The organism is Aquabacterium commune, assembly GCF_004362855.1.
GTDB lineage: Bacteria > Pseudomonadota > Gammaproteobacteria > Burkholderiales > Burkholderiaceae_C > Aquabacterium > Aquabacterium commune.
This window is the reverse complement of record NZ_SNXW01000002.1, coordinates 265,898-284,416: the sequence shown is the minus strand read 5'-3', so window position 1 is coordinate 284,416 and position 18,519 is coordinate 265,898. Positions and strand designations below refer to the sequence as shown.

Below are 18,519 nucleotides of genomic sequence, written 5' to 3'. Positions count from 1 at the left end.
TCCGCCACCGCTGGAGACCGCCTTGAACGCTCGCGCCACCTTCACCCGCATGGAAGACAGCACCCGCGAAGATTGGGCTGTCATCCTCCCCGAGGCCCTGCAGATGGCGCGCACGCTGCCCGACCGCGTGCTGGCCCACCTCCAGTTGCTGGATGGCGATTTCGGCGGCTTCCCCATCGACCGGCTCAGCCACTGCCGCCAGTCGGCCACGCTGGCCTTGCGCGATGGCCGCGACGAGGAGTACGTGGTCTGCGCGCTGCTGCACGACATCGGCGACACCCTGGGCAGCTACAACCACCCGGACATCGCCGCGGCCATCCTCAAGCCCTTCGTGAGCGAGGCCAACCTCTGGATGGTGCAGCACCACGGCATCTTCCAGGGCCACAACTTCTTCCACCACATCGGCCTGGACCGCGACATGCGCGAGCAGTTCCGCGGCCACCCGCACTTCGAGCGCACGGCCGAGTTCATCGAACGCTATGACAACCCGGCCTTCGACCCTGCGGCCGAGATGCTGCCCCTGAGCGAGTTCGAGCCTTTGCTGCGCCGGGTGATGGCCGCACCGAAGCAGTCGGTGTACAAGGCCGCGATGGCGGGTGAGGGCAAGGACGGCTGTTGATGCGATCCTCAAGCCGTCAAGCGCTCAAGGCAGCACCTCGGCCTGTTTCAGCAGCGACGCCACGTGCGCGAGGATCTCCTGACGGCACTGCGGCTTGTTGTCCGACAGGACGAACTGCTTGATGTAGCAGTCGGCGAAGTCGGCGTTGAACTTGGCCCGCAGCAGCGGGCTGTAGAGGCGCTTGTCCATGCCTTCTGCTTGCAGCACCGTCAGGTGCCACGTGCGCCCTCTGTTGCCGTACTTGGAGGAGGTGACCAGGCTGCGCAGGCTCATGACCACCACGTGGCTGCGTCCGCTGTACGGCGTGAGGTCTGGCTCCGGTCGGGTGCTGTGGCCCACGGTGAATTTCACGTCGGGCCAGCGCGAAGCCAGGTCGGCCTGCAAGGCGTCGGCGAAGCGCGTGTACTCCAGGAAGGGTGGGTACTCGACCTGGTCGGGGGCGAAGGGCTTCGACGTCCATTCCAGGCGGGTGTCGAGCACGATCGCCATGTCGGTGGCTTTGCGGGCTTGCGTTGCGCGCGCGGGCTTGCTGACGTCGTAGGTGTAAGGCGGTGCGACTTTGGCGCAGCCGGTGCTCAGCATGAGGGCGGCGGCGCAGGCCAGGCCGGTCAAGGCGCGTTGCCATGGGCTCATGGGTGTGTCATCCCTGCTTGTTGTTGGGGTGTGCATCTGGGCGATGGCATTTGAAGATACGTGTGATCCGTTGCAACCAGATGTCAGCCCATCCCTGACCGAGGCCGGGCTCACGTGACACCGAAGCAGACGGTGTACAAGTGCGCCTTGGGTGAAGCGCCAGCCGCAGGGCCAGCCCGCCACAACCCAACCACGCAACCCAACCACGTAACCCAAGCAGCCTTGGAGCCCGACATGACGACCCTGCCGACGATCCTGCCCCCGTACGCCGCCTTGCTGGCCCTGCTCTTCGTGTACCTGAGTGTGCGCACCATCGGCACGCGCCGGCGCCTGCAGATCGCCATCGGCGACAAGGACCACCCCGAGATGCAGCGCGCCATGCGCGTGCACGCCAACTTCGCGGAGTACGTGCCGCTGGGCCTGGTCATGCTCGCCCTGGTCGAGGCACGCGCTCCGGCGCCGTGGTTGATGCACGCCTTGTGCCTGTGCCTGCTGCTGGGGCGTGGTCTGCACGCCTACGGTGTCAGCCAGGCGGCCGAGCGCTTCCAGTTCCGCGTGGCCGGCATGGCCTTGACCTTCACCTGCCTGATCGGCTCGTCGCTCTACCTGCTGGGCACGGGCCTGGCTCAGTAACCCGCCATCTTCGCCGTCACCCAGTGGTTGATCCAGCCCGGTGAGAGCTTCGAGAGCAACGCGAAGCACTTCGTCTGCAGGCCCACGTGCGTGTGCACGGGCAGCTTGTGGGCTGCGCGCTGTGACAGGGACCACACCGCCAGTGCGACGTCCTCGGCGCTCAGGCGCACGCCCAGCATCTTCACGGTCCGCATGCGGCTGACGTCGTCGCGGACCATGGCCGTGTCCACGAACAGCGGCAGCACGTCCACCACGCGGATGCCCTCGCGGCGCCATTCGATGTCCAGCGCTTCGGTCAGGCCGCGCACCGCGGCTTTCGTGGCCGAGTAGCTGGCCAGCTCGGGCTGACCGTGCAGGGCCGAGGCCGAGCACATGTTGATGACGCGGCTGCCCGGCGTGGCCAGCAGCAGCGCATGCGCCGCATGGCAGCCGTTGATGACGCCCTTGAGGTTCACATCGACGACCAGGTGGTGGCGCGCGAGTGCGGCCTGCGCGAAGGGCAGCGTGACGGACACGCCCGCGTTGTTGAACAGCACGTCGAGCCGACCGCCCGAGGCCTGGGCAAAGCGCTGCAGTGCCGAGGTCCAGTCGGCGGCCTGAGCCACGTCCAGCCGGCCTGCGATGCCGTGCTCGGCGCACAGGCGCTGGCGCAGGGCTTGCACGGCGGCCTCGTGGAGGTCGTAGAGCCCGACGAACCAGCCCGCACGCGCGAAACGTTCGGCCACGGCCAGGCCGATGCCGGCCGCCGCACCGGTGATGAGGATGGCGGGGCGCGGTGCGGCGTTCACCGTGTGCCTGCCTGGCCGATGAACGCGGCGTACAGCTTGGCCGTGTCGGCGGGCGCCTCGACCATGGGCATGTGGCCGATGCCATCGAGCAACACGACCTGGGCTTGGGGCAGGGCGGCCTGCCAGACGGCGGCGGCGCTCACGTCGATCAGGCGGTCCTGCTTGCCCCAGACGATCAGCGCCGGCGCGCGCAGCTGGCCCAGGCGCGTGCTGACGTCGGTGGGCTGGTGCGACTCGTTGAAGATCTGCGTGAGCGCGGCCTTGCGAGCGATGTACTGGTCGGCAATGGCGTCCAGCACGTAACCTGGCATGAAGGGCGGCTGCGCCATCGTCATCGGGTAGAAGCGGTAGAAGCCGGCGCGGGTGTCGAAGAGGAAGGGGTTGTGGCCTTCGGCGCGCAGGCGCTCCATCTCGCTGGGGTGCGGCTGGGGCAGGCCGGCCGGGTCCACCATCGCGGCCGACAGCGTGCGCTTTGGGTGGTGCAGCGCGAAGTAGGCCGCGAGGTGGCCGCCCATGGAGTTGCCGATCACGTGGACGCGTTGCACGCCGAGCTGGTCGAGCAGCTTGACGAGGCGCTCGCTTTGCGCGGGGATGCTGTACTTCCAGTCAGGCTGGTAGCCCGTCTCACCGTGCCCGGCCAGGTCGGGGACGATGACCTGGTGGTTCCCGGTGAAGTGCCGCGCGAACCGCGCCCACACGTCCTTGTCGGCGCTGAAGCCGTGCAGCATCAGGATGGCGTCGCCGGTGTGCTGGCCTGTGTTCCGACCTTGGGAGCGGTACAACACCATGGGCACGCCATCGACCGTGACGCGCTCCTTGTGCAGGCCGTAGAGCCGAGACTCGGCCGCCGAGGCCAGGTCGTACGTGAGCTGCCCGATGGCCGGGTAGGTGAAGGCGGACCAGCCGATGGCGGCCGCCAGGGCTGCCAGCAAGGGCAGCTTCAAGGTGCGTGCACGGGACATGGTGCCTCAACCCTTCATCAGTTTGCGCGACAGCCACACCGAGCCCGGCTGGTACCAGGAGCCCAGCAGGCGCACGAAGAAGTCCATCAGTTTGGCGTCGGGGCCGACCAGCACGCGGCGCTGCTTGCGCTCCACCGCGCGCAGGATCTGCAGCGCGGCGCTTTCGGCGGTGGTGACGTTGAGCATCTTGTCGAAGCGCGAGCGCGCGGCCTCGGCCTGGCCGCCGGTCGCATGGTTCATGCTCTCGTCCATCTTGGCCGCCCGGGCGATGTTGGTGCGGATGCCGCCGGGGTGCACGCAGGTCGCGCTCACGCCGCAGTTGGCCATGTCCAGTTCCTGGCGCAAGGCTTCGGTGAAGCCGCGCACGGCGAACTTGCTGCTGTTGTAGGTGCCCTGGGTGGGCGAGGCCAGCAGGCCGAACAGGCTGGAGGTGTTGACCACATGGCCTTCGCCGGCCCGCTTGAGGTGCGGCAGGAAGGCTTGCGTGCCCCAGACCACGCCCCAGAAATTGATGCCCATGATCCATTCGAAATCTTCGGGCTTGACGGTCTCCACGAAGGCGCCGAGGGCCACCCCGGCGTTGTTGAAGATCAGGTTGACCTGGCCGTGCTCGCGGGCGGTCTGGTCGGCCCAGGCCACCATGGCTTCGCGGTCGGCCACGTTGAGCTTGGCGGTGGTGACCTTGACGCCATGCGGCAGGCCGGCTTTGGCCGCCAGCAAGGCCGTTTCAGCCAGGCCCTTCTCGTTGACATCGCTCAGCGAGAGGTGGCAGCCGCGGCGGGCCAACTCCAGCGCCAGGGTGCGGCCCATGCCGGATGCGGCGCCGGTGATGGCGGCGACTTTGCCTTGGAAGTTTTTCATCGTGAGGGTCCTCAGACAATGACGTGGTCGCCGGGTTTGAAGGCCTTGGCCATCTGCCGGAAGGTGAAGCTGAAGCCTGGGAACATGGCGATGACGTGGCCGCTCTTGCTCTTGTACCAGCTGGTGCAACCGCCCGATTGCCACACGGTCTGCTTCATCTCGCGGTGGATCATGGTGGTGTAGTCGGCCTCGGCCTGCGGCTTGACCTCGATGGTTTTGGCACCCTGGCGCTGCACGGCCTGGATGGCGCGGCGGATGTACTCCATCTGCGCCTCGATCACGAAGATGGCCGAGGTGTGGCCGATGCCGGTGTTGGGCCCCGTGACCACGAAGAAGTTGGGAAAGCCCGGCAGCGTGGTGCCCAGGTAGGCGCGGGGGAACTCGGCCCAGACGTCCTGCACCGATTGGCCACCCTTGCCGACCACGGGGTAGGAGATCACGCCGTCGGTGGCGTCGTAGCCGGTCGAATAGACGATCAGGTCCAGGTCGATCTGCTGGCCTTGGGTGGTCAGGATGCCGCGCGCATTGATCTCGGCAATGCCATCGTCCTTGGGGTGCAGCTTGACGTTGGGGCGGCACAGCGCCGGGTACAGCGTGCTGGACAGGATGATGCGCTTGCAACCGATGGTGTAGTCGGGCGTCACGGCCTGGCGGAGGGCCGGGTCGCTGATCTGCTTGGCGATGTGCTTGAGCGCGGCTTGCTGGGCCACGACGTTCAGCATCTTCTTGGAGTACTTGAAGCCGATCACGCGGCTCTCCAGGCCCCAGTAGATGGCCGTGCGCAAAGCCTTGTAGATGAGCTTGTTGCCCAGCAGCGCGCGCTCGAACTTCGAGAACACGCGGTCCGGGCGGGGCAGCACCCAGTGCGGCGTGCGCTGGAAGACGTGCAGCGTCTGGACCTCGGGTGCGATGGCCGGGATGACCTGGGCCGCGCTGGCGCCACTGCCGATGATGGCCACGCGCTTGCCCTTGTGGTCGTAGCCGTGCTGCCAGTTGTTGGTGTGGAAGGTCTTGCCCTGGAAGGTGTCACGCCCCTTGAAGTGGGGGATGACGGGCGTGCTCAGCGGGCCGGAGGCGTTGATCAGGTATTTGGCGCCGAGCACCTCGCCGCCTTCGAGCTGCACCTGCCAGGTCTGCGAGGCCTCGTCCCACTGCACCTTCGTGACGTTGGCGTGGAGCTTGGTTTTCTCGCGCAGGCCGTGCTTGGCCAGCACGTGGTTGGTGTACTCGACCAGTTCGTCCTGCTCGGCGAACATCTGCGACCACTGGTAGGGCTCGAAGGACAGCGAGTACAGCGGCGATTGCACGTCCACCGCGGCGCCGGGGTAGCTGTTCTGGCTCCAGGTGCCGCCCATCCAGGCGCGGCGCTCCAGGATGAGGAAGTCCTCGATGCCGATGCGGCGCAGGTTGATGGCCGCGGCCTGACCGCCGAAACCACTGCCGATGATGATCGCGGTGTGCTGCTGCATGGAACTCCTCAAGGTGCGGCTGCCGAATTCAAGTGAAGATGATTGTCGTCAGTTTACAAGTGACGATGATTGTCGTCAAATAGGGGGATGACCCGATCCTCCCCCGACCTGGGTGTCGGCCGCACCTACGCAGGCGAAAGCCTGAGCGAACGCACCGCCCGGCGGCGCCAGCAGTTCCTGGACGCCGGCCTGGAAGTGTTTGGCACCTCGGGCTACCGCACGGCCACGGTGCGCCAGTTGTGCAGGCAGGCCGGCCTGACCGACCGCTACTTTTACGAATCCTTCGCGTCCACCGAGGATTTGCTGGTGGCCGTCTATGAGCGCGAGTTCGACCACCTGCAGCACGTGGTGCTGGTCGCGCTGATGGGCGAGGCCGCGCAACAGGACCCCACGGCGCCGATCGAGGTCGCCCTGAACGCCTTGTTCGAGATGGCCTCCGAGCCCCGCGTGGCCCGGGTCTGCTGGTTGGAGGTGCTGGGCGTGAGCGCGCGGGTGGACGGGGTGTACACCCGCACCATCGAGCGTTTTGCGGCCCTGGTCGTGGCCTTCGCCAGGCAGCGTTTCGATGCGGTCGATGTCGATGAGGCCGAATCGCGCATGTTGGGCATCGCCCTGATCGGCGCGGTCAGCCAGCCGGTGACCCACTGGCTGCTGGGGGGCTACCGCGAAGACCGGGCCACGATGGTGGCCGCCACCTCGCGGGTGTTCCGCGGCGTGATCGACGGCTTGCGCCAAGAGGCGGCCTGAGCGCGGCGGAGGTGGTCGCTTAGGGATGGCCGTGCGTGCGCGCCTCCTGCACAGTGCGCTCAGGTGTGGCCAGGTGGCTGCACCGCAACGACACAGCACACCTTGAGGAAGCACGATGAGCAAGTACAAACTGGGCCCGGCGTCGAAGAAGGAGCTGCAGGGCGTTCACCCCGATCTGGTGGCCGTGGTGCAGCGCGCCATCGAGCTCACGGTGCAGGATTTTTCCGTGCATGACGGCATCCGCACCCTGGCCGAGCAAAAGAAGCTGGTGGCCTCGGGGGCGTCGCAAACGCTGGACTCCCGCCACATCACCGGCCACGCGGTGGACCTGGTGCCCTACATCAACGGCAAGCTGCGCTGGGAGTGGGACCCGATCTACATGATCGCCGACGCGGTGCGCATGGCCGCCCAGGAGCTGGGCACGCCCATCCGCTGGGGTGGCGCCTGGGACGTGGACTTCACGACCAGCAGCGAATCCCCCGAGGACCTGGTGGCGCAGTACGTGGCCCGCCGCAAGGCCGCCGGCTTGCGCGCCTTCATCGACGGGCCGCACTTCGAGCTGCCCAAGGCCCGCTACCCTTGAAGGGTGCGTCAGTGGCTGATCATCCAGGGGCGCTTGCTGGGGAAGGTTTTCGAGCCATCGGGCGTGCGCACCGTGCTCGCCTTTTTGGCGCTTGAGCAACAACCGCATCCCGAGGGGTGCTTGAGGCGGCCGTAGCTGCCATCGACGCTCTTGGAGGTGCGCGGCTCGTGCCGGGCGCGCTCGTTGGTGTCCATGGCGAAGCGCGTCTCGCTGCTCACGCAGGCCAGGCGCGGTGCGCTCACGAACACCCGCGGGGAGGCGATGCCGCAGTCGGGGCAGGCGGCCGGGTCGTTGCGGGCGGAGAGGCTGCGCAAGGCGTCGAAGCCCCCGCAGTCCGGACATGCATAGTCGTAGGTCGGCATGCTGGGGGCTCCCGCTTTTGCTTACTTCACGTCCGGAGAAATCGGCATCTGGACGCTGCCGTCGAGGAACTTCGTCGGGCCTGCCGCCGTCGGGTTGATGTCGAACTCGAAGATCTCCGTGGGCAGCCACAAGGTGGCGCAGGCGTTAGGCACGTCCACCACGCCGCTGATGTGACCTTGCACCGGTGCCGTCCCCAGGATGGAGTAAGCCTGGGCGCCGCTGTAGCCGAACTTCTTGAGGTACTCGATGGCGTTGAGGCAGGCCTGGCGGTAGGCCACGTTCACGTCCAGGTAGAGCTGCTTGCCTTGCTCGTCCACCGAGATGCCTTCGAAGATCAGGTAGTCGTTGTAAACCGGCTTGATCGGGCTGGGCTTGAAGATCGGGTTCTTGATGCCGTACTTGGCCATGCCGCCCTTGATGAGCGTGACCTTCATGTGCACCCAGCCGGCCATCTCGATGGCGCCGCAGAAGGTGATTTCGCCGTCGCCCTGGCTGAAGTGCAGGTCGCCCACGCTCAGTCCAGCGCCATCCACGTACACGGGGAAGAACACCTTGGAGCCGCGCGACAGGTCCTTGATGTCGCAGTTGCCGCCGTGTTCGCGCGGGGGCACAGTGCGTGCCGCGGTGGCGGCGGCCTTGTCTTTGGCTTCGCCGGTGAGGCGGCCCATGTGGGCGGTGGCGGCAAAGGGTGGGTTGGCCAGGCCGGTGTTGCTCGGGTCGGAGTCGATCAGCTCTTGCTCGCGCGTGTTCCACATCTCCAGCATCTTGTGGTCGGGCAGGCAGCCGATCAGGCCGGGGTGGATCAGGCCGGCGTAGCTCACGCCGGGCACGTGGCGGCTCTTGGTGAACATGCCGTGGATGTCCCAGATGGACTTCTGCGCCAGCGGGTAGTGTTCGGTCAGGAAGCCGCCACCGTTCTTCTTGCTGAAGAAGCCGTTGAAGCCCCACAGGCTGTCTTGCTTGGCGCCGATGTCCAGCAGGTCCACCACCAGCAGGTCGCCCGGCTCGGCGCCCTTCACGCCCACGGGGCCGCTGAGGTAGTGCACGGTGCTCAGGTCGATGTCGCGGACGTCATCGGCCGAATCGTTGTTCTGGATGAAACCGCCGGTCCAGTCGAACGTTTCCAGGATGAACTCGTCACCGGGGTTGACCCAGCAGGCCATCGGGATGTCCGGGTGCCAGCGGTTGTGGATGTTCTCGTTGAGGGTGGGCGATTGGGTCAGGTCCACTTTGATCAGGGTGTCGGCCATGGCATTGCTCCTTTAAACAGACAGGTAGGCTTTGATGCGCTCGGCATCGGTGTCGGCGCGGGTGGTCTCGTGCACCAGCCGTCCGCCCTCGATCACGAAGAGGCGGTCGGCCACGTCCATCGCGAAGCTCAGCACCTGCTCGCTCACGACGATGGTGATCTCGCGCAGCTTGCGGATCTCGTTGAGCGCCTTGGCGATGTCTTTGATGATGGACGGCTGGATGCCCTCGGTGGGCTCGTCGAGCAGCAGCACCTTGGGGTCGGTGACCAGGGCCCGCGCGATGGCGAGCTGTTGCTGCTGGCCGCCCGAGAGGTTGCCGCCCTTGCGGTGCTTCATGTCGAAGAGCACGGGGAAGAGCGCGTAGATGTCGTCCGGGATCTTCTTGGTCTTGCTGTTTTCCAGGCCAGTCTGGATGTTCTCTTCCACCGTCAGCGTGGGGAAGATCATCCGGCCCTGGGGCACGTAGGCGATGCCTTTGGCGACGCGGCGGTAGCTCTCGTCCTTCACGACGCTGCTGCCGGCCACGTGGATGTCACCGGACTTGGTGGGCAGCACGCCCATGAGGCTTTTGAACAGCGTGGTCTTGCCCATGCCGTTGCGGCCCATGATGGCCACGGTTTCGTTCTGGTGGGCCTCGAACGAGATGCCGTGCAGCGCCTCGCTCTGGCCGTAGCTGACGTACAGGTCCTTGACTTGCAACATGGTGGTGTCCTTTGCGGTGACCGGGCTCAATGGCCCAGGTAAACGTCGATGACCTTGGGGTCGCTCTGGACCTGGTCCATGGTCCCTTCGGCGAGGATCTTTCCCTGGTGCATCACCGTCACCTTCGACGCGATCTGGGCGACGAAGGCCATGTCGTGTTCGATCACGATCATCGAGCGGTTCTTGCAGATGCGCTTGAGCAGGTCGGCGGTGAGCTCGCGCTCCCGGGCGCTCATGCCGGCGATCGGCTCGTCGAGCATCAGCAGCTCGGGGTCCTGCATCAGCAGCATGCCGATCTCCAACCACTGCTTCTGGCCGTGGCTGAGCAGGCCGGCTTCGGTGCCGAGCTTGTCGGCCAGGCCGATCTCTTCGGCCACGACCTGCACGCGGGCCTTGACCTCGTCGGTGCACTTGAAGGCCAGGGCGCCGAAGACCGAGCGGCCCTCTGGATAGGACACCTCCAGGTTCTGGAAGACGCTGAGGTTTTCGTAGATGGACGGCGTCTGGAACTTGCGGCCCACGCCCGAGCGCACGATGGCGTGCTCGGACTTCTTGGTCAGCTCCTGGTCCTTGAACTGGATGCTGCCGGCGGAGGCCTTGGTCTTGCCGCAGATGAGGTCGAGCAGGGTGGTCTTGCCGGCGCCGTTGGGGCCGATGATCACGCGCAGCTCGTTCTTGTCCACGTAGAGGTTGAGGCTGTCGATGGCCTTGAAGCCGTCGAAGGACACGGTGAGGTCTTCGACATAGAGAACGAACTCTTTGCTGGTGGCGGTGGCGTTCATGGAGGTCTCCTGTCAGGCTTGTTGACCGCTGATGTCGCCAGGCATCTGGTTGCCATGGCCTTGTGCGGGAGGCAGCACGGCCGGGTAGATGGCGTGGGCCGCCTGGATGCGCTCGGCCTGGGCCTTCCGGTCGGCCTGGCGTTGCGCCCACCAGGGCTTGATCTTTTGCTCCCACAAACCGGCCAGGCCGTCAGGGAAGGCCATGGTCACGCCGATGAACAGCGCGGCCATCAGGAACAGCCACAGGTCGGGTGCGGACTCGGAAAAGTAGGTCTTGCCGAAGTTCACCAGCAGCGCGCCGTAGATGGCGCCCACCAGGCTCATGCGGCCACCGACCGCGGCGAAGATCACCATCTCGATGGAGGGCACGATGCCCACGAAGGACGGCGACATGAAGCCCACCTGCAGCGTGAACATGGCACCACCGATGGCCGACAGGCCCGCCGCCAGGCAGAAGGCGAAGACCTTGAACATGGCGACGTCATAGCCCGAGAAGCGCACGCGGTCTTCCTTGTCGCGCATGGCCAGCAGCAGGGTGCCCAGCTTGGACTTCTGCACCCAGAGGCACAGGAGCACCGAGCCCAGCAGCAGCGCACAGCACACGTAGTACAGAACCAGGCGGTGCTCGTCGGTGCGGATGTCCCAGCCCAGCATCGTCTTCAGGTCGGTGATGCCGTTGACACCGCCGGTGTAGCCCTGCTGGCCGATGATCAGCACCGTCAGCACCAGGGCCACGGCCTGCGTGATGATGGCGAAGTACACGCCGCCCACACGCCGCTTGAACATCGCGAAGCTCACGATGAAGGCCAGCAGCATGGGCACGATGACCACGGCCGCGATGGCAAACGGCAGGCTCTTGAAGGGCACCCACCACATCGGCAACTCGGTGAGCTGGTTCCAGTCCATGAAGTCGGGGATGCCCGGCGTGGACTGGATCTTGGTGCTGATGGGGTCAGACGCTTCCAGCTTGAGGAACATGGCCATCATGTAGCCGCCCAGGCCGAAGAACACGCCTTGGCCGAGGCTGAGGATGCCGGCATGGCCCCACAGCATCACCAGGCCGAGCGCCACGAAGGCATAGGTCAGGTACTTGCCCACGAGGTTGAGTCGGAAGGTGTCCAGCCCGAGCGGGAACACCACCAGCAGCACCACGGCCAGCAGCAGGAAGCTGCCGAGCTGTTGCTGTTTGAGCCAGTCTTGGATTTTTGTCATGCGATTGCTCCTAGGGTTCCGGGAAGGCGTCAGCGGCGCACCTTGGAGGCGAACAGGCCTTGCGGGCGCAGCATCAGGATCGTGATGACGGTCATCAGCGTCAGCACCTTGGCGTTGGAGCCGCTCATGAAGAACTCGGAGATGGACTGCGTCTGCGCGATGCCGAAGGCCGAGGCCACGGTGCCCAGCAAGCTGCCGGCGCCGCCGAAGGTCACGACCAGGAAGCTGTCCACGATGTAGAGCGAGCCACTGGTCGGGCCGGTGGAACCGATCGTGGTGAAGGCCGCACCCGCCACACCGGCGATGCCGCAGCCGATGGCAAACGTCAGCCGGTCGGTCTGCTTGGTGTTGATGCCGATGGCGTTGGCCATCACGCGGTTGCTCACCGTGGCGCGCACCCGCAGGCCCCAGCGTGCCTTGTAGAGGGCCAGCAGCAGGAAGGCGGTGACCACGGCGGTCAGGCCCATCACGAACAGGCCGTTGATGGGGATGTCCAGGCCTTCGGCCGGTGCCCACGAGCCCATCAGCCAGTCGGGCAGGGTGGGGCTGACTTCCTTGGGACCGAAGGTGGAGCGGAACACCTGCTGCAGGCCCAGGCTCAGGCCCCAGGTGGCCAGCAAGGTGTCCAGCGGGCGTTTGTAGAGGTGGCGGATCAGCGCCCACTCGGTCAGCCAGCCGGCCGCGAAGGCGATGAAGAAGGCCGCGACGATGGCCACGGGGAAGTACATCTGCACCAGACCGGGCGCGTACTTCTCGGTCAGCGTCGAGCCCAGGTAGATGGTGTAGGCGCCGATCGTCATGAACTCACCGTGGGCCATGTTGATCACGCCCATCTGGCCGAAGATCACCGCCAGGCCCAGGCCCATGAGCAGCAGCACGGAAAACAGGCTCAGCCCGGCGAAGCCTTGCATGAGCCCGATGTTGAGCATGTCTGTGAATGTCATCGTCCACCTCGTTGGTCCGGCATCTCGAAAAAGCCTGCGCGGCCCGGCCGTGCGAAGGTCGGGCCGCTGCAGGAAGGCGGCTGGTTCCCGCCAGCCGCACGCTCAAAACGTTCGACCCAGCGCACACCGCAGAACCGGCTTTGCCGGGCTGCTGGTGTGGCCCCCTGGGGGGCGGCCGCAGGCCGCAGGGGGGTTATTGATAGCCCTTGGGGAAGGGGTTCGGCTCGATCAGCTCGGGCGACTCGGACACCACCTTGAAGGTGCCGTCGGTCTGGCCTTGGGCGATGCGCGACTTGCTCCACAGGTGGTGGTTGGCGTGCAGCTTCACGTAACCTTCCGGCGCCGTCTTCAGCTCGATGCCGGGCGAGGCCGCCACGACCTTGTCCACATCGAAGCTGCCGGCCTTCTCGACCGCGGCCTTCCACAACCAGGGGCCGAGGTAGCCGGCCTGGGTCACGTCACCGATCACGGCCTTGGGGCCATAGGCCTTGCGGAAGGCGGCCACGAAGGCCTTGTTGTTGGCGTTGTCCAGCGACTGGAAGTACTTCATCGAGCTGTAGAAGCCAGCGAAGTTCTCGCCGCCCACACCCAGCATTTCGTCCTCGGTCACCGACAGGGTCAGCAGGAACTGCTTGGCACCCGTGATGCCAGCGGCCTTGAGCTGCTTGTAGAAGGCCACGTTGGAGCCACCGACCACGGCGGCGAAGATGCAGTCGGGCTTGGCCACCTTGATCTTGTTGATCAGGGAGTTGAAGTTGGTGTGGCCCAGCGGGTAGTACTCCTCACCGACGACGGAACCCAGCTTGCCCACCGACTCGATGTGCTTGCGCGCGATCTTCATCGAGGTGCGCGGCCAGATGTAGTCGGAGCCGACCAGGAAGAAGGTCTTGGCCTTCTTCTCTTTCGAGCCCCAGTCCAGGCTGTAGATGATCTGTTGCGTGGCTTCCTGGCCGGTGTAGATCACGTTCTTGGACTGCTCCAGGCCTTCGTAGAAGGTCGGGTAGTACAGCAGGCCGTTTTCTTTCTCGAAGATGGGCAGCACGGCCTTGCGCGAAGCAGACGTCCAGCAGCCGAAGACGCAGGCGACTTTGTCGTTGACCAGCAGCTTCTTGGACTTCTCGGCGAAGGTCGGCCAGTCGGAGGCGCCGTCTTCCTTGATGACCTTGATCTTGCGGCCCAGCACGCCGCCCATGGCGTTGATCTGGTCGATGGCGAGCTGTTCGGCCTGGATGGAGCCGGTCTCCGAGATGGCCATGGTGCCGGTGGCCGAGTGCAGCTGGCCCACGATCACTTCCGTGTCGGTCACGGCCAGCTTGGTGGTGTTGATGGCCGAGGTGGCCGGTGCGGCGGCGCGGCTCAGGCCGGGCAGGCTGCCCAGGCCCGCCACACCCGCCATGCCGGCGAGGGGGAGGGCGCCCATGCCTTGCAGCAGGCGGCGGCGGTTTTTGGACAGATCGTCAGAGTGGTTCGACATGGACAGGACTCCTTGCACAACAGTGGGGATCGACGGAAGATTTCAGGGCGTGGTCTGCCTTGTCTTGGTGCATGCCGTTTGACGCTGCCTGCACCGGGTGACGCGGCCTTGGCTCACACAGTACGGAGCCCCGGGTATTCCATGAATACGTCAATTGACGTAGGCGTTGTGCGCAGGGCGCATGCGCTTGAGGCTGGACCGCTTCTTGCGCTCTTCAGGGGCCTGTGTGTCCTGGAGCCCGCCCGTGCCCGTTGCCCGGCAGAAAATCTTCCACATCCGCCGCGAGTACAACGCCTGGGTGGCCAACGAGACCCTGGAGGACTACGCCCTGCGCTACACGCCGCGCTCCTTCCGCAAATGGAGCGAGATGCGCGTGGCCAACACGGCCTTCGGGGCGCTGTCCTTCCTGGCGCTGGAGGCCATTGGCGGCGCCATCGCACTCAACCAGGGTTTCGGCAATGCGCTGTGGGCCATCCTGGTCGTGGGCCTCATCACCTTCCTGACCAGCCTGCCCATCAGCATCTACGCGGCTCGCCATGGCGTGGACATGGACCTGCTCACCCGTGGGGCGGGCTTTGGCTACCTGGGCTCCACGCTGACCTCGCTGATCTACGCCAGCTTCACCTTCATCTTCTTCGCGGTGGAGGCGGCCATCATGGCGCTGGCCCTGCAGATGCTGTTCGGCTGGTCGATGCCGCTGTGCTACGTGGTGTCGTCCCTGCTCGTCATCCCGTTGGCCACGCACGGCATCACGCTGATCTCGCGCCTGCAGATGTGGACGCAACCGCTGTGGTTGCTGCTGTGGCTGGCGCCTTTCGTGGCGGTGTGGTGGCACAAGCCACAGGCCTATGTGGAATTCACCTCGCTGGCCGGGCGCATGTCGGGGGACAGCAGCTTCTCGTGGGCGGCCTTCGGCATGGCGGCCACGGTGGCGTTCTCGCTCATCCTGCAGGTGGGCGAGCAGGTGGACTTCCTGCGCTTCCTGCCCGAGAAAACCCATGCCAACCGCGTGCGCTGGTGGACGGCGGTGCTGGTGGCCGGGCCCGGCTGGGTGGTGCCCGGCATGCTGAAGATGCTGGCCGGCGCCTTCCTGGCCTTCCTGGCCCTGCAGCGCGAGGTGCCGGTGGACCGCGCCATGGAGCCCACGCAGATGTACCTGGCCGGCTTCAGCGAGGTGTTTTCGTCCCACGGCTGGGCGCTGGGCGTGACGGTGCTGTTCGTCGTGCTGTCCCAGGTGAAGATCAACGTGACCAATGCCTACGCCGGCTCGCTGGCCTGGTCCAATTTCTTCGCGCGCCTCACGCACAGCCACCCGGGGCGGGTGGTGTGGCTGGTGTTCAACGTGCTGATCGCCGTGCTGCTGATGACGCTGGGCGTGTTCGGCGCGCTGGAGCACGTGCTGGGCCTCTACAGCAACGTGGCCATCGCCTGGGTGGGGGCGCTGGTGGCCGACCTGGCCATCAACAAGCCGCTGGGCTGGTCGCCCAAGGGCATCGAGTTCAAGCGCGCGCACCTGCACGACCTCAACCCCGTGGGCCTGGGCGCCACGCTGCTGGCCGCGGTGGTGGCCGTGATGGTCCACGCTGGCGTGTTCGGCGAGGCCTGGGTGCCGTGGGCGCCCTTCATCGCCCTGGGGCTGGCGCTGACGGCGTCGCCCCTGCTGGCCTGGGCCACGGGCGGGCGCTACTACCTGGCGCGCCAGCCGCACTCGCACTGGGCGCCCGGGCAGATGGTGCGCTGCTCGGTCTGCGACAACAGCTTCGAGTCCGAAGACATGGCCACCTGCCCGGCCTACGAGGCGCCGATTTGCTCGCTGTGCTGCACGCTGGAGTCGCGCTGCCACGACCGCTGCAAGAGCCGCTCGCGCGCGGCCGAGCAGGTGTCTGACGTGCTGACCTCGGTGCTGCCTGCGCGGCTGTCGCGGCGCATCAACTTCCGCGTCGGGCACTACCTCATCGTCTTCCTGTCGATGGCGACCTTGATGGCCTTCGTGCTGGGGGCCGTCTATTACCAGGAAGGCCATGAGCCCGCCGCGGTGCTCGATGGGCCCTTCGTCAAGGCCTACGCCTTGCTGCTGCTGGCCGCCGCCGTGTGCGCCTGGTGGATCGTGCTGGCCTCCGAGAGCCGCCGCATGGCGCAGGACGACTCCAACCGCCAGAACCAGCTGCTGCAGCAGGAAATCGACGCTCACCGCCGCACCGACGCCGCCCTGCAGCAGGCCAAGGAGCTGGCCGAGGCCGCCAACCAGGCCAAGACGCGCTACGTGGCCGGCATGACGCACGAATTGCGCACGCCGCTCAACAGCATCATGGGCTATGCCCAGATCCTGCTCAAGGACGAGCCGGCCGATGGCGCCCGACGGCGCCCTCTGACCACCATCCAGCGCAGCGGCGAACACCTCATCGGCCTGATCGATGGCCTGCTCGACCTGGCCCGCATCGAGGCAGGCCGTTTGCGCCTGGACGCCGCCCCGCTGCCCCTGCACGACTTCCTCGACGAGGTCGTGCGCATGGTGCAGCCGCAGGCCGAGGCCAAGGGCCTGGACTTCCGCCTGGAGACCCGCGGCCGCGTGCCCGCCTGGGTGCAGTCCGATGCGCGCCGCCTGCGCCAGATCCTGCTCAACCTGTGCAGCAACGCGGTGCGCTTCACCGAACGCGGCCAGATCACGCTGCGCCTGGACGCGCGCCGCGAGGTGCTGCGCTTCGAGGTGATCGACACCGGCATCGGCATCGCGCCGCAGGACATGGAGCGCATCTTCCTGCCCTTCGAGCGCGGCAGCGGCGGACGGCGCAGCAGCGAACCGGGCACGGGCTTGGGCCTGACCATCACGCACCTGCTCAGCGAGCTGATGGGCGGTGAGCTGACCGTGCAAAGCGTGATGGGCGAGGGCAGCACCTTCAGCGTGCGCTTGTATTTGCGCGAGATCAGCGCACCGCTCAGTGCGCCGGCCATGGCACCTGCAGGCGCACCGCTGGCGGCCCAGGGCCTCACCCGTGGCCTGCGACCCGTCACAGGCTACGTCGGTACGCGGCGCACCCTGCTGGTGGTGGACGACCAGCCCTTGCAACGCCAGTTGCTGGCCGGCCTGCTGCTGCCGCTGGGCTTCCAGGTGCGCGAAGCCGCCAGCGGCCACGAGGCCCTGGAAAGCGTGCGCGAAGTGTGTCCCGACGCCGTGCTGCTCGACATCAGCATGGACGACATGGACGGCTGGCACACCGCCCGCACCCTGCGCGAGGTGGGCTTCGTCACGGTGCCCATCATCCTGGTGTCCGCCAATGTGTTCGAGAACCGGCCGGAGAACCTCGCGGCGGCCCAGTGCCAGGCCTTCGTGGCCAAGCCGGTGCGGGAGTCCGAACTGCTGGCCGCCCTGGGCGAGCACCTCGGCCTTCACTGGCTGACCGAACCACAGGCCCTCGCCCTGCGCGAGGCCCACACCGCCCACGCGCACGGCACCCCTGCCACCTCCGCCACTGAAAGCCATCTGCCAGCCGATGCGGTCTGGGAGCTCCACCGCCTCGCGCGCAAGGGCCATGTGCAGGCCTTGCGCCAGGCCCTTGGCGAATGGCAGGTGGCCGCCCCTGAGCACGCCGCACAGTGGCACCAGCTTGCGCAGCTCGTGGACGATTTCGACCTGGACGCGCTGGTGGCGCGCCTGGCCCCCCATCTTGTTGAGGACATCACCGATGACATCACCGAGGACATCGCCGATGAACCACGCCCCTGACCGCCAACCCGTCCACCAGGGCACCGTGCTGGTGGTGGACGACGCACCCGACACCCTGCGCATGCTGTGCGACGCATTGGCCCAGGAGGGCTACACCGTGCTGGTCGCGCGCGACGGCCTGCAGGCCCTGGACCGGCTGGACGTCGTGGTGCCCGATGCCATCTTGCTCGACGGCGTCATGCCGGGGCTCAGTGGCTTCGAGACCTGCCAGCGCATCAAGGCCCACCCGCAAGGCGAGGCCGTGCCCGTCATCTTCATGACCGGGCTGTCCGAGACGGCCGACATCGTGGCGGGCTTCGACGCCGGTGGTGTGGACTACGTCGTCAAGCCCTTGCGCATCGAAGAGGTGCTGGCCCGGCTGAACACCCACGTGCGCAACGCCCGCGCGGCCCGCGAGGCCCGTGAGGCCGTGCAACGTGCCAGCGACGCCTCGTCGGCGTTTTCCGTGGCGGCTGCGGCGGCCTCTGCCGCATCGGCCGAGCGGCTCAGCCACGCGGCCCTCACGCCGCGCGAGACCGAGGTGCTGACCTGGCTGGCACGCGGCAAGACCAACCGCGACATCGCCGACATCCTGGGCATGAGCCACCGCACCGTCAACAAGCACCTCGAGCACATCTTCGAGAAGCTGGGGGTGGAGACCCGCGCCGCTGCAGCGGCCCTGGCCAGCCAGGCCATCCAGGCGTGATCCGCACACCACAACAGAGGGTTCTTTCCGTAAACCCCGATGGGCGGTGAGCGGTCGTGGCTGCAGGATGCGATAGGCTTCGCGTTCG

The 18,519-nt window shown here is 66.7% G+C and carries 18 protein-coding genes; 6 read left to right on the top strand and 12 right to left on the bottom strand.

The annotated features are described in order from the left end of the window. The first annotated feature begins 22 nt into the window (after nucleotides 1-22). Nucleotides 23-619, top strand: coding sequence for an HD domain-containing protein (locus EV672_RS05115; protein ID WP_133606921.1), 597 nt, complete (start codon nucleotides 23-25; stop codon nucleotides 617-619). Nucleotides 620-643: 24 nt separating this feature from the next. Here EV672_RS05115 and EV672_RS05110 read toward each other — a convergent pair whose 3' ends face one another. Further along, nucleotides 644-1,252: a hypothetical protein gene (locus EV672_RS05110; protein WP_133606919.1), complete on the bottom strand. Its 609-nt coding sequence runs from the start codon at nucleotides 1,250-1,252 to the stop codon at nucleotides 644-646. A gap of 234 nt (nucleotides 1,253-1,486) precedes the next feature. Here EV672_RS05110 and EV672_RS05105 point away from each other — a divergent pair, with 234 nt between their 5' ends. Continuing rightward, on the top strand, nucleotides 1,487-1,885 hold the full coding sequence (locus tag EV672_RS05105; RefSeq protein ID WP_133606917.1) for an MAPEG family protein: 399 nt from the start codon (nucleotides 1,487-1,489) through the stop codon (nucleotides 1,883-1,885). Here EV672_RS05105 and EV672_RS05100 read toward each other — a convergent pair. From EV672_RS05100 to EV672_RS05085, 4 genes are read right to left on the bottom strand one after another with little or no spacing between them, the layout of a single operon-like run. Then, nucleotides 1,879-2,673: an SDR family oxidoreductase gene (locus EV672_RS05100; RefSeq protein WP_133606916.1), complete on the bottom strand. Its 795-nt coding sequence runs from the start codon at nucleotides 2,671-2,673 to the stop codon at nucleotides 1,879-1,881. The two genes, EV672_RS05105 and EV672_RS05100, sit on opposite strands and share 7 nt — an antisense overlap. Further along, a complete protein-coding gene (locus tag EV672_RS05095; protein WP_133606914.1) occupies nucleotides 2,670-3,635 on the bottom strand; it encodes an alpha/beta fold hydrolase in 966 nt (321 codons plus the stop codon). Before EV672_RS05095 ends, EV672_RS05100 begins: the two co-directional genes overlap by 4 nt. Before the next feature lie 6 nt (nucleotides 3,636-3,641). Then, nucleotides 3,642-4,496 carry an SDR family NAD(P)-dependent oxidoreductase gene (locus EV672_RS05090; protein WP_133606913.1) on the bottom strand — a complete coding sequence of 285 codons (855 nt, stop codon included), beginning with the start codon at nucleotides 4,494-4,496 and terminating at the stop codon, nucleotides 3,642-3,644. A gap of 11 nt (nucleotides 4,497-4,507) precedes the next feature. Then, a complete protein-coding gene (locus EV672_RS05085) occupies nucleotides 4,508-5,965 on the bottom strand; it encodes a flavin-containing monooxygenase (RefSeq protein ID WP_133606911.1) in 1,458 nt (485 codons plus the stop codon). An 87-nt stretch (nucleotides 5,966-6,052) separates the two neighbouring features. On the opposite strand from EV672_RS05085, the gene EV672_RS05080 reads away from it, so the two are divergent. Together EV672_RS05080 and EV672_RS05075 are read left to right on the top strand one after the other, a co-directional pair. Further along, entirely contained in the window at nucleotides 6,053-6,712 is a 660-nt protein-coding gene (locus EV672_RS05080; RefSeq protein ID WP_133606910.1) for a TetR/AcrR family transcriptional regulator, read from the top strand. Between the two features lie 115 nt (nucleotides 6,713-6,827). Continuing rightward, nucleotides 6,828-7,295: a M15 family metallopeptidase gene (locus EV672_RS05075; protein WP_133606908.1), complete on the top strand. Its 468-nt coding sequence runs from the start codon at nucleotides 6,828-6,830 to the stop codon at nucleotides 7,293-7,295. 8 nt (nucleotides 7,296-7,303) lie between these two features. Here the strand turns inward: EV672_RS05075 and EV672_RS05070 are convergent, their stop codons facing one another. The 7 genes from EV672_RS05070 to urtA all read right to left on the bottom strand — a co-directional run bounded on the left by EV672_RS05070 (nucleotide 7,304) and on the right by urtA (nucleotide 14,022). Continuing rightward, a complete protein-coding gene (locus EV672_RS05070) occupies nucleotides 7,304-7,657 on the bottom strand; it encodes an FmdB family zinc ribbon protein (RefSeq protein WP_133606907.1) in 354 nt (117 codons plus the stop codon). Nucleotides 7,658-7,678: 21 nt separating this feature from the next. Beyond that, nucleotides 7,679-8,908, bottom strand: coding sequence for a formamidase (fmdA, locus tag EV672_RS05065; RefSeq protein WP_133606905.1), 1,230 nt, complete (start codon nucleotides 8,906-8,908; stop codon nucleotides 7,679-7,681). A 12-nt stretch (nucleotides 8,909-8,920) separates the two neighbouring features. Then, nucleotides 8,921-9,610 carry an urea ABC transporter ATP-binding subunit UrtE gene (urtE, locus tag EV672_RS05060; RefSeq protein WP_133606904.1) on the bottom strand — a complete coding sequence of 230 codons (690 nt, stop codon included), beginning with the start codon at nucleotides 9,608-9,610 and terminating at the stop codon, nucleotides 8,921-8,923. A gap of 26 nt (nucleotides 9,611-9,636) precedes the next feature. Next, the gene (urtD, locus tag EV672_RS05055; RefSeq protein ID WP_133606902.1) at nucleotides 9,637-10,392 is read right to left on the bottom strand and encodes an urea ABC transporter ATP-binding protein UrtD; all 756 of its coding nucleotides are present in this window, start codon (nucleotides 10,390-10,392) and stop codon (nucleotides 9,637-9,639) included. A gap of 12 nt (nucleotides 10,393-10,404) precedes the next feature. After that, the gene (urtC, locus tag EV672_RS05050) at nucleotides 10,405-11,604 is read right to left on the bottom strand and encodes an urea ABC transporter permease subunit UrtC (protein WP_133606901.1); all 1,200 of its coding nucleotides are present in this window, start codon (nucleotides 11,602-11,604) and stop codon (nucleotides 10,405-10,407) included. A gap of 29 nt (nucleotides 11,605-11,633) precedes the next feature. Beyond that, entirely contained in the window at nucleotides 11,634-12,548 is a 915-nt protein-coding gene (urtB, locus tag EV672_RS05045; RefSeq protein ID WP_133606899.1) for an urea ABC transporter permease subunit UrtB, read from the bottom strand. A gap of 193 nt (nucleotides 12,549-12,741) precedes the next feature. After that, nucleotides 12,742-14,022, bottom strand: coding sequence for an urea ABC transporter substrate-binding protein (urtA, locus tag EV672_RS05040; RefSeq protein ID WP_133606897.1), 1,281 nt, complete (start codon nucleotides 14,020-14,022; stop codon nucleotides 12,742-12,744). A gap of 244 nt (nucleotides 14,023-14,266) precedes the next feature. Here urtA and EV672_RS05035 point away from each other — a divergent pair, with 244 nt between their 5' ends. Continuing rightward, nucleotides 14,267-17,746 (top strand): hybrid sensor histidine kinase/response regulator, encoded by a 3,480-nt coding sequence (locus EV672_RS05035; protein ID WP_243738530.1) that lies wholly within the window; start codon nucleotides 14,267-14,269, stop codon nucleotides 17,744-17,746. Next, nucleotides 17,730-18,431, top strand: coding sequence for a response regulator transcription factor (locus EV672_RS05030; protein WP_243738529.1), 702 nt, complete (start codon nucleotides 17,730-17,732; stop codon nucleotides 18,429-18,431). Before EV672_RS05035 ends, EV672_RS05030 begins: the two co-directional genes overlap by 17 nt. Nucleotides 18,432-18,519 lie beyond the last annotated feature (88 nt).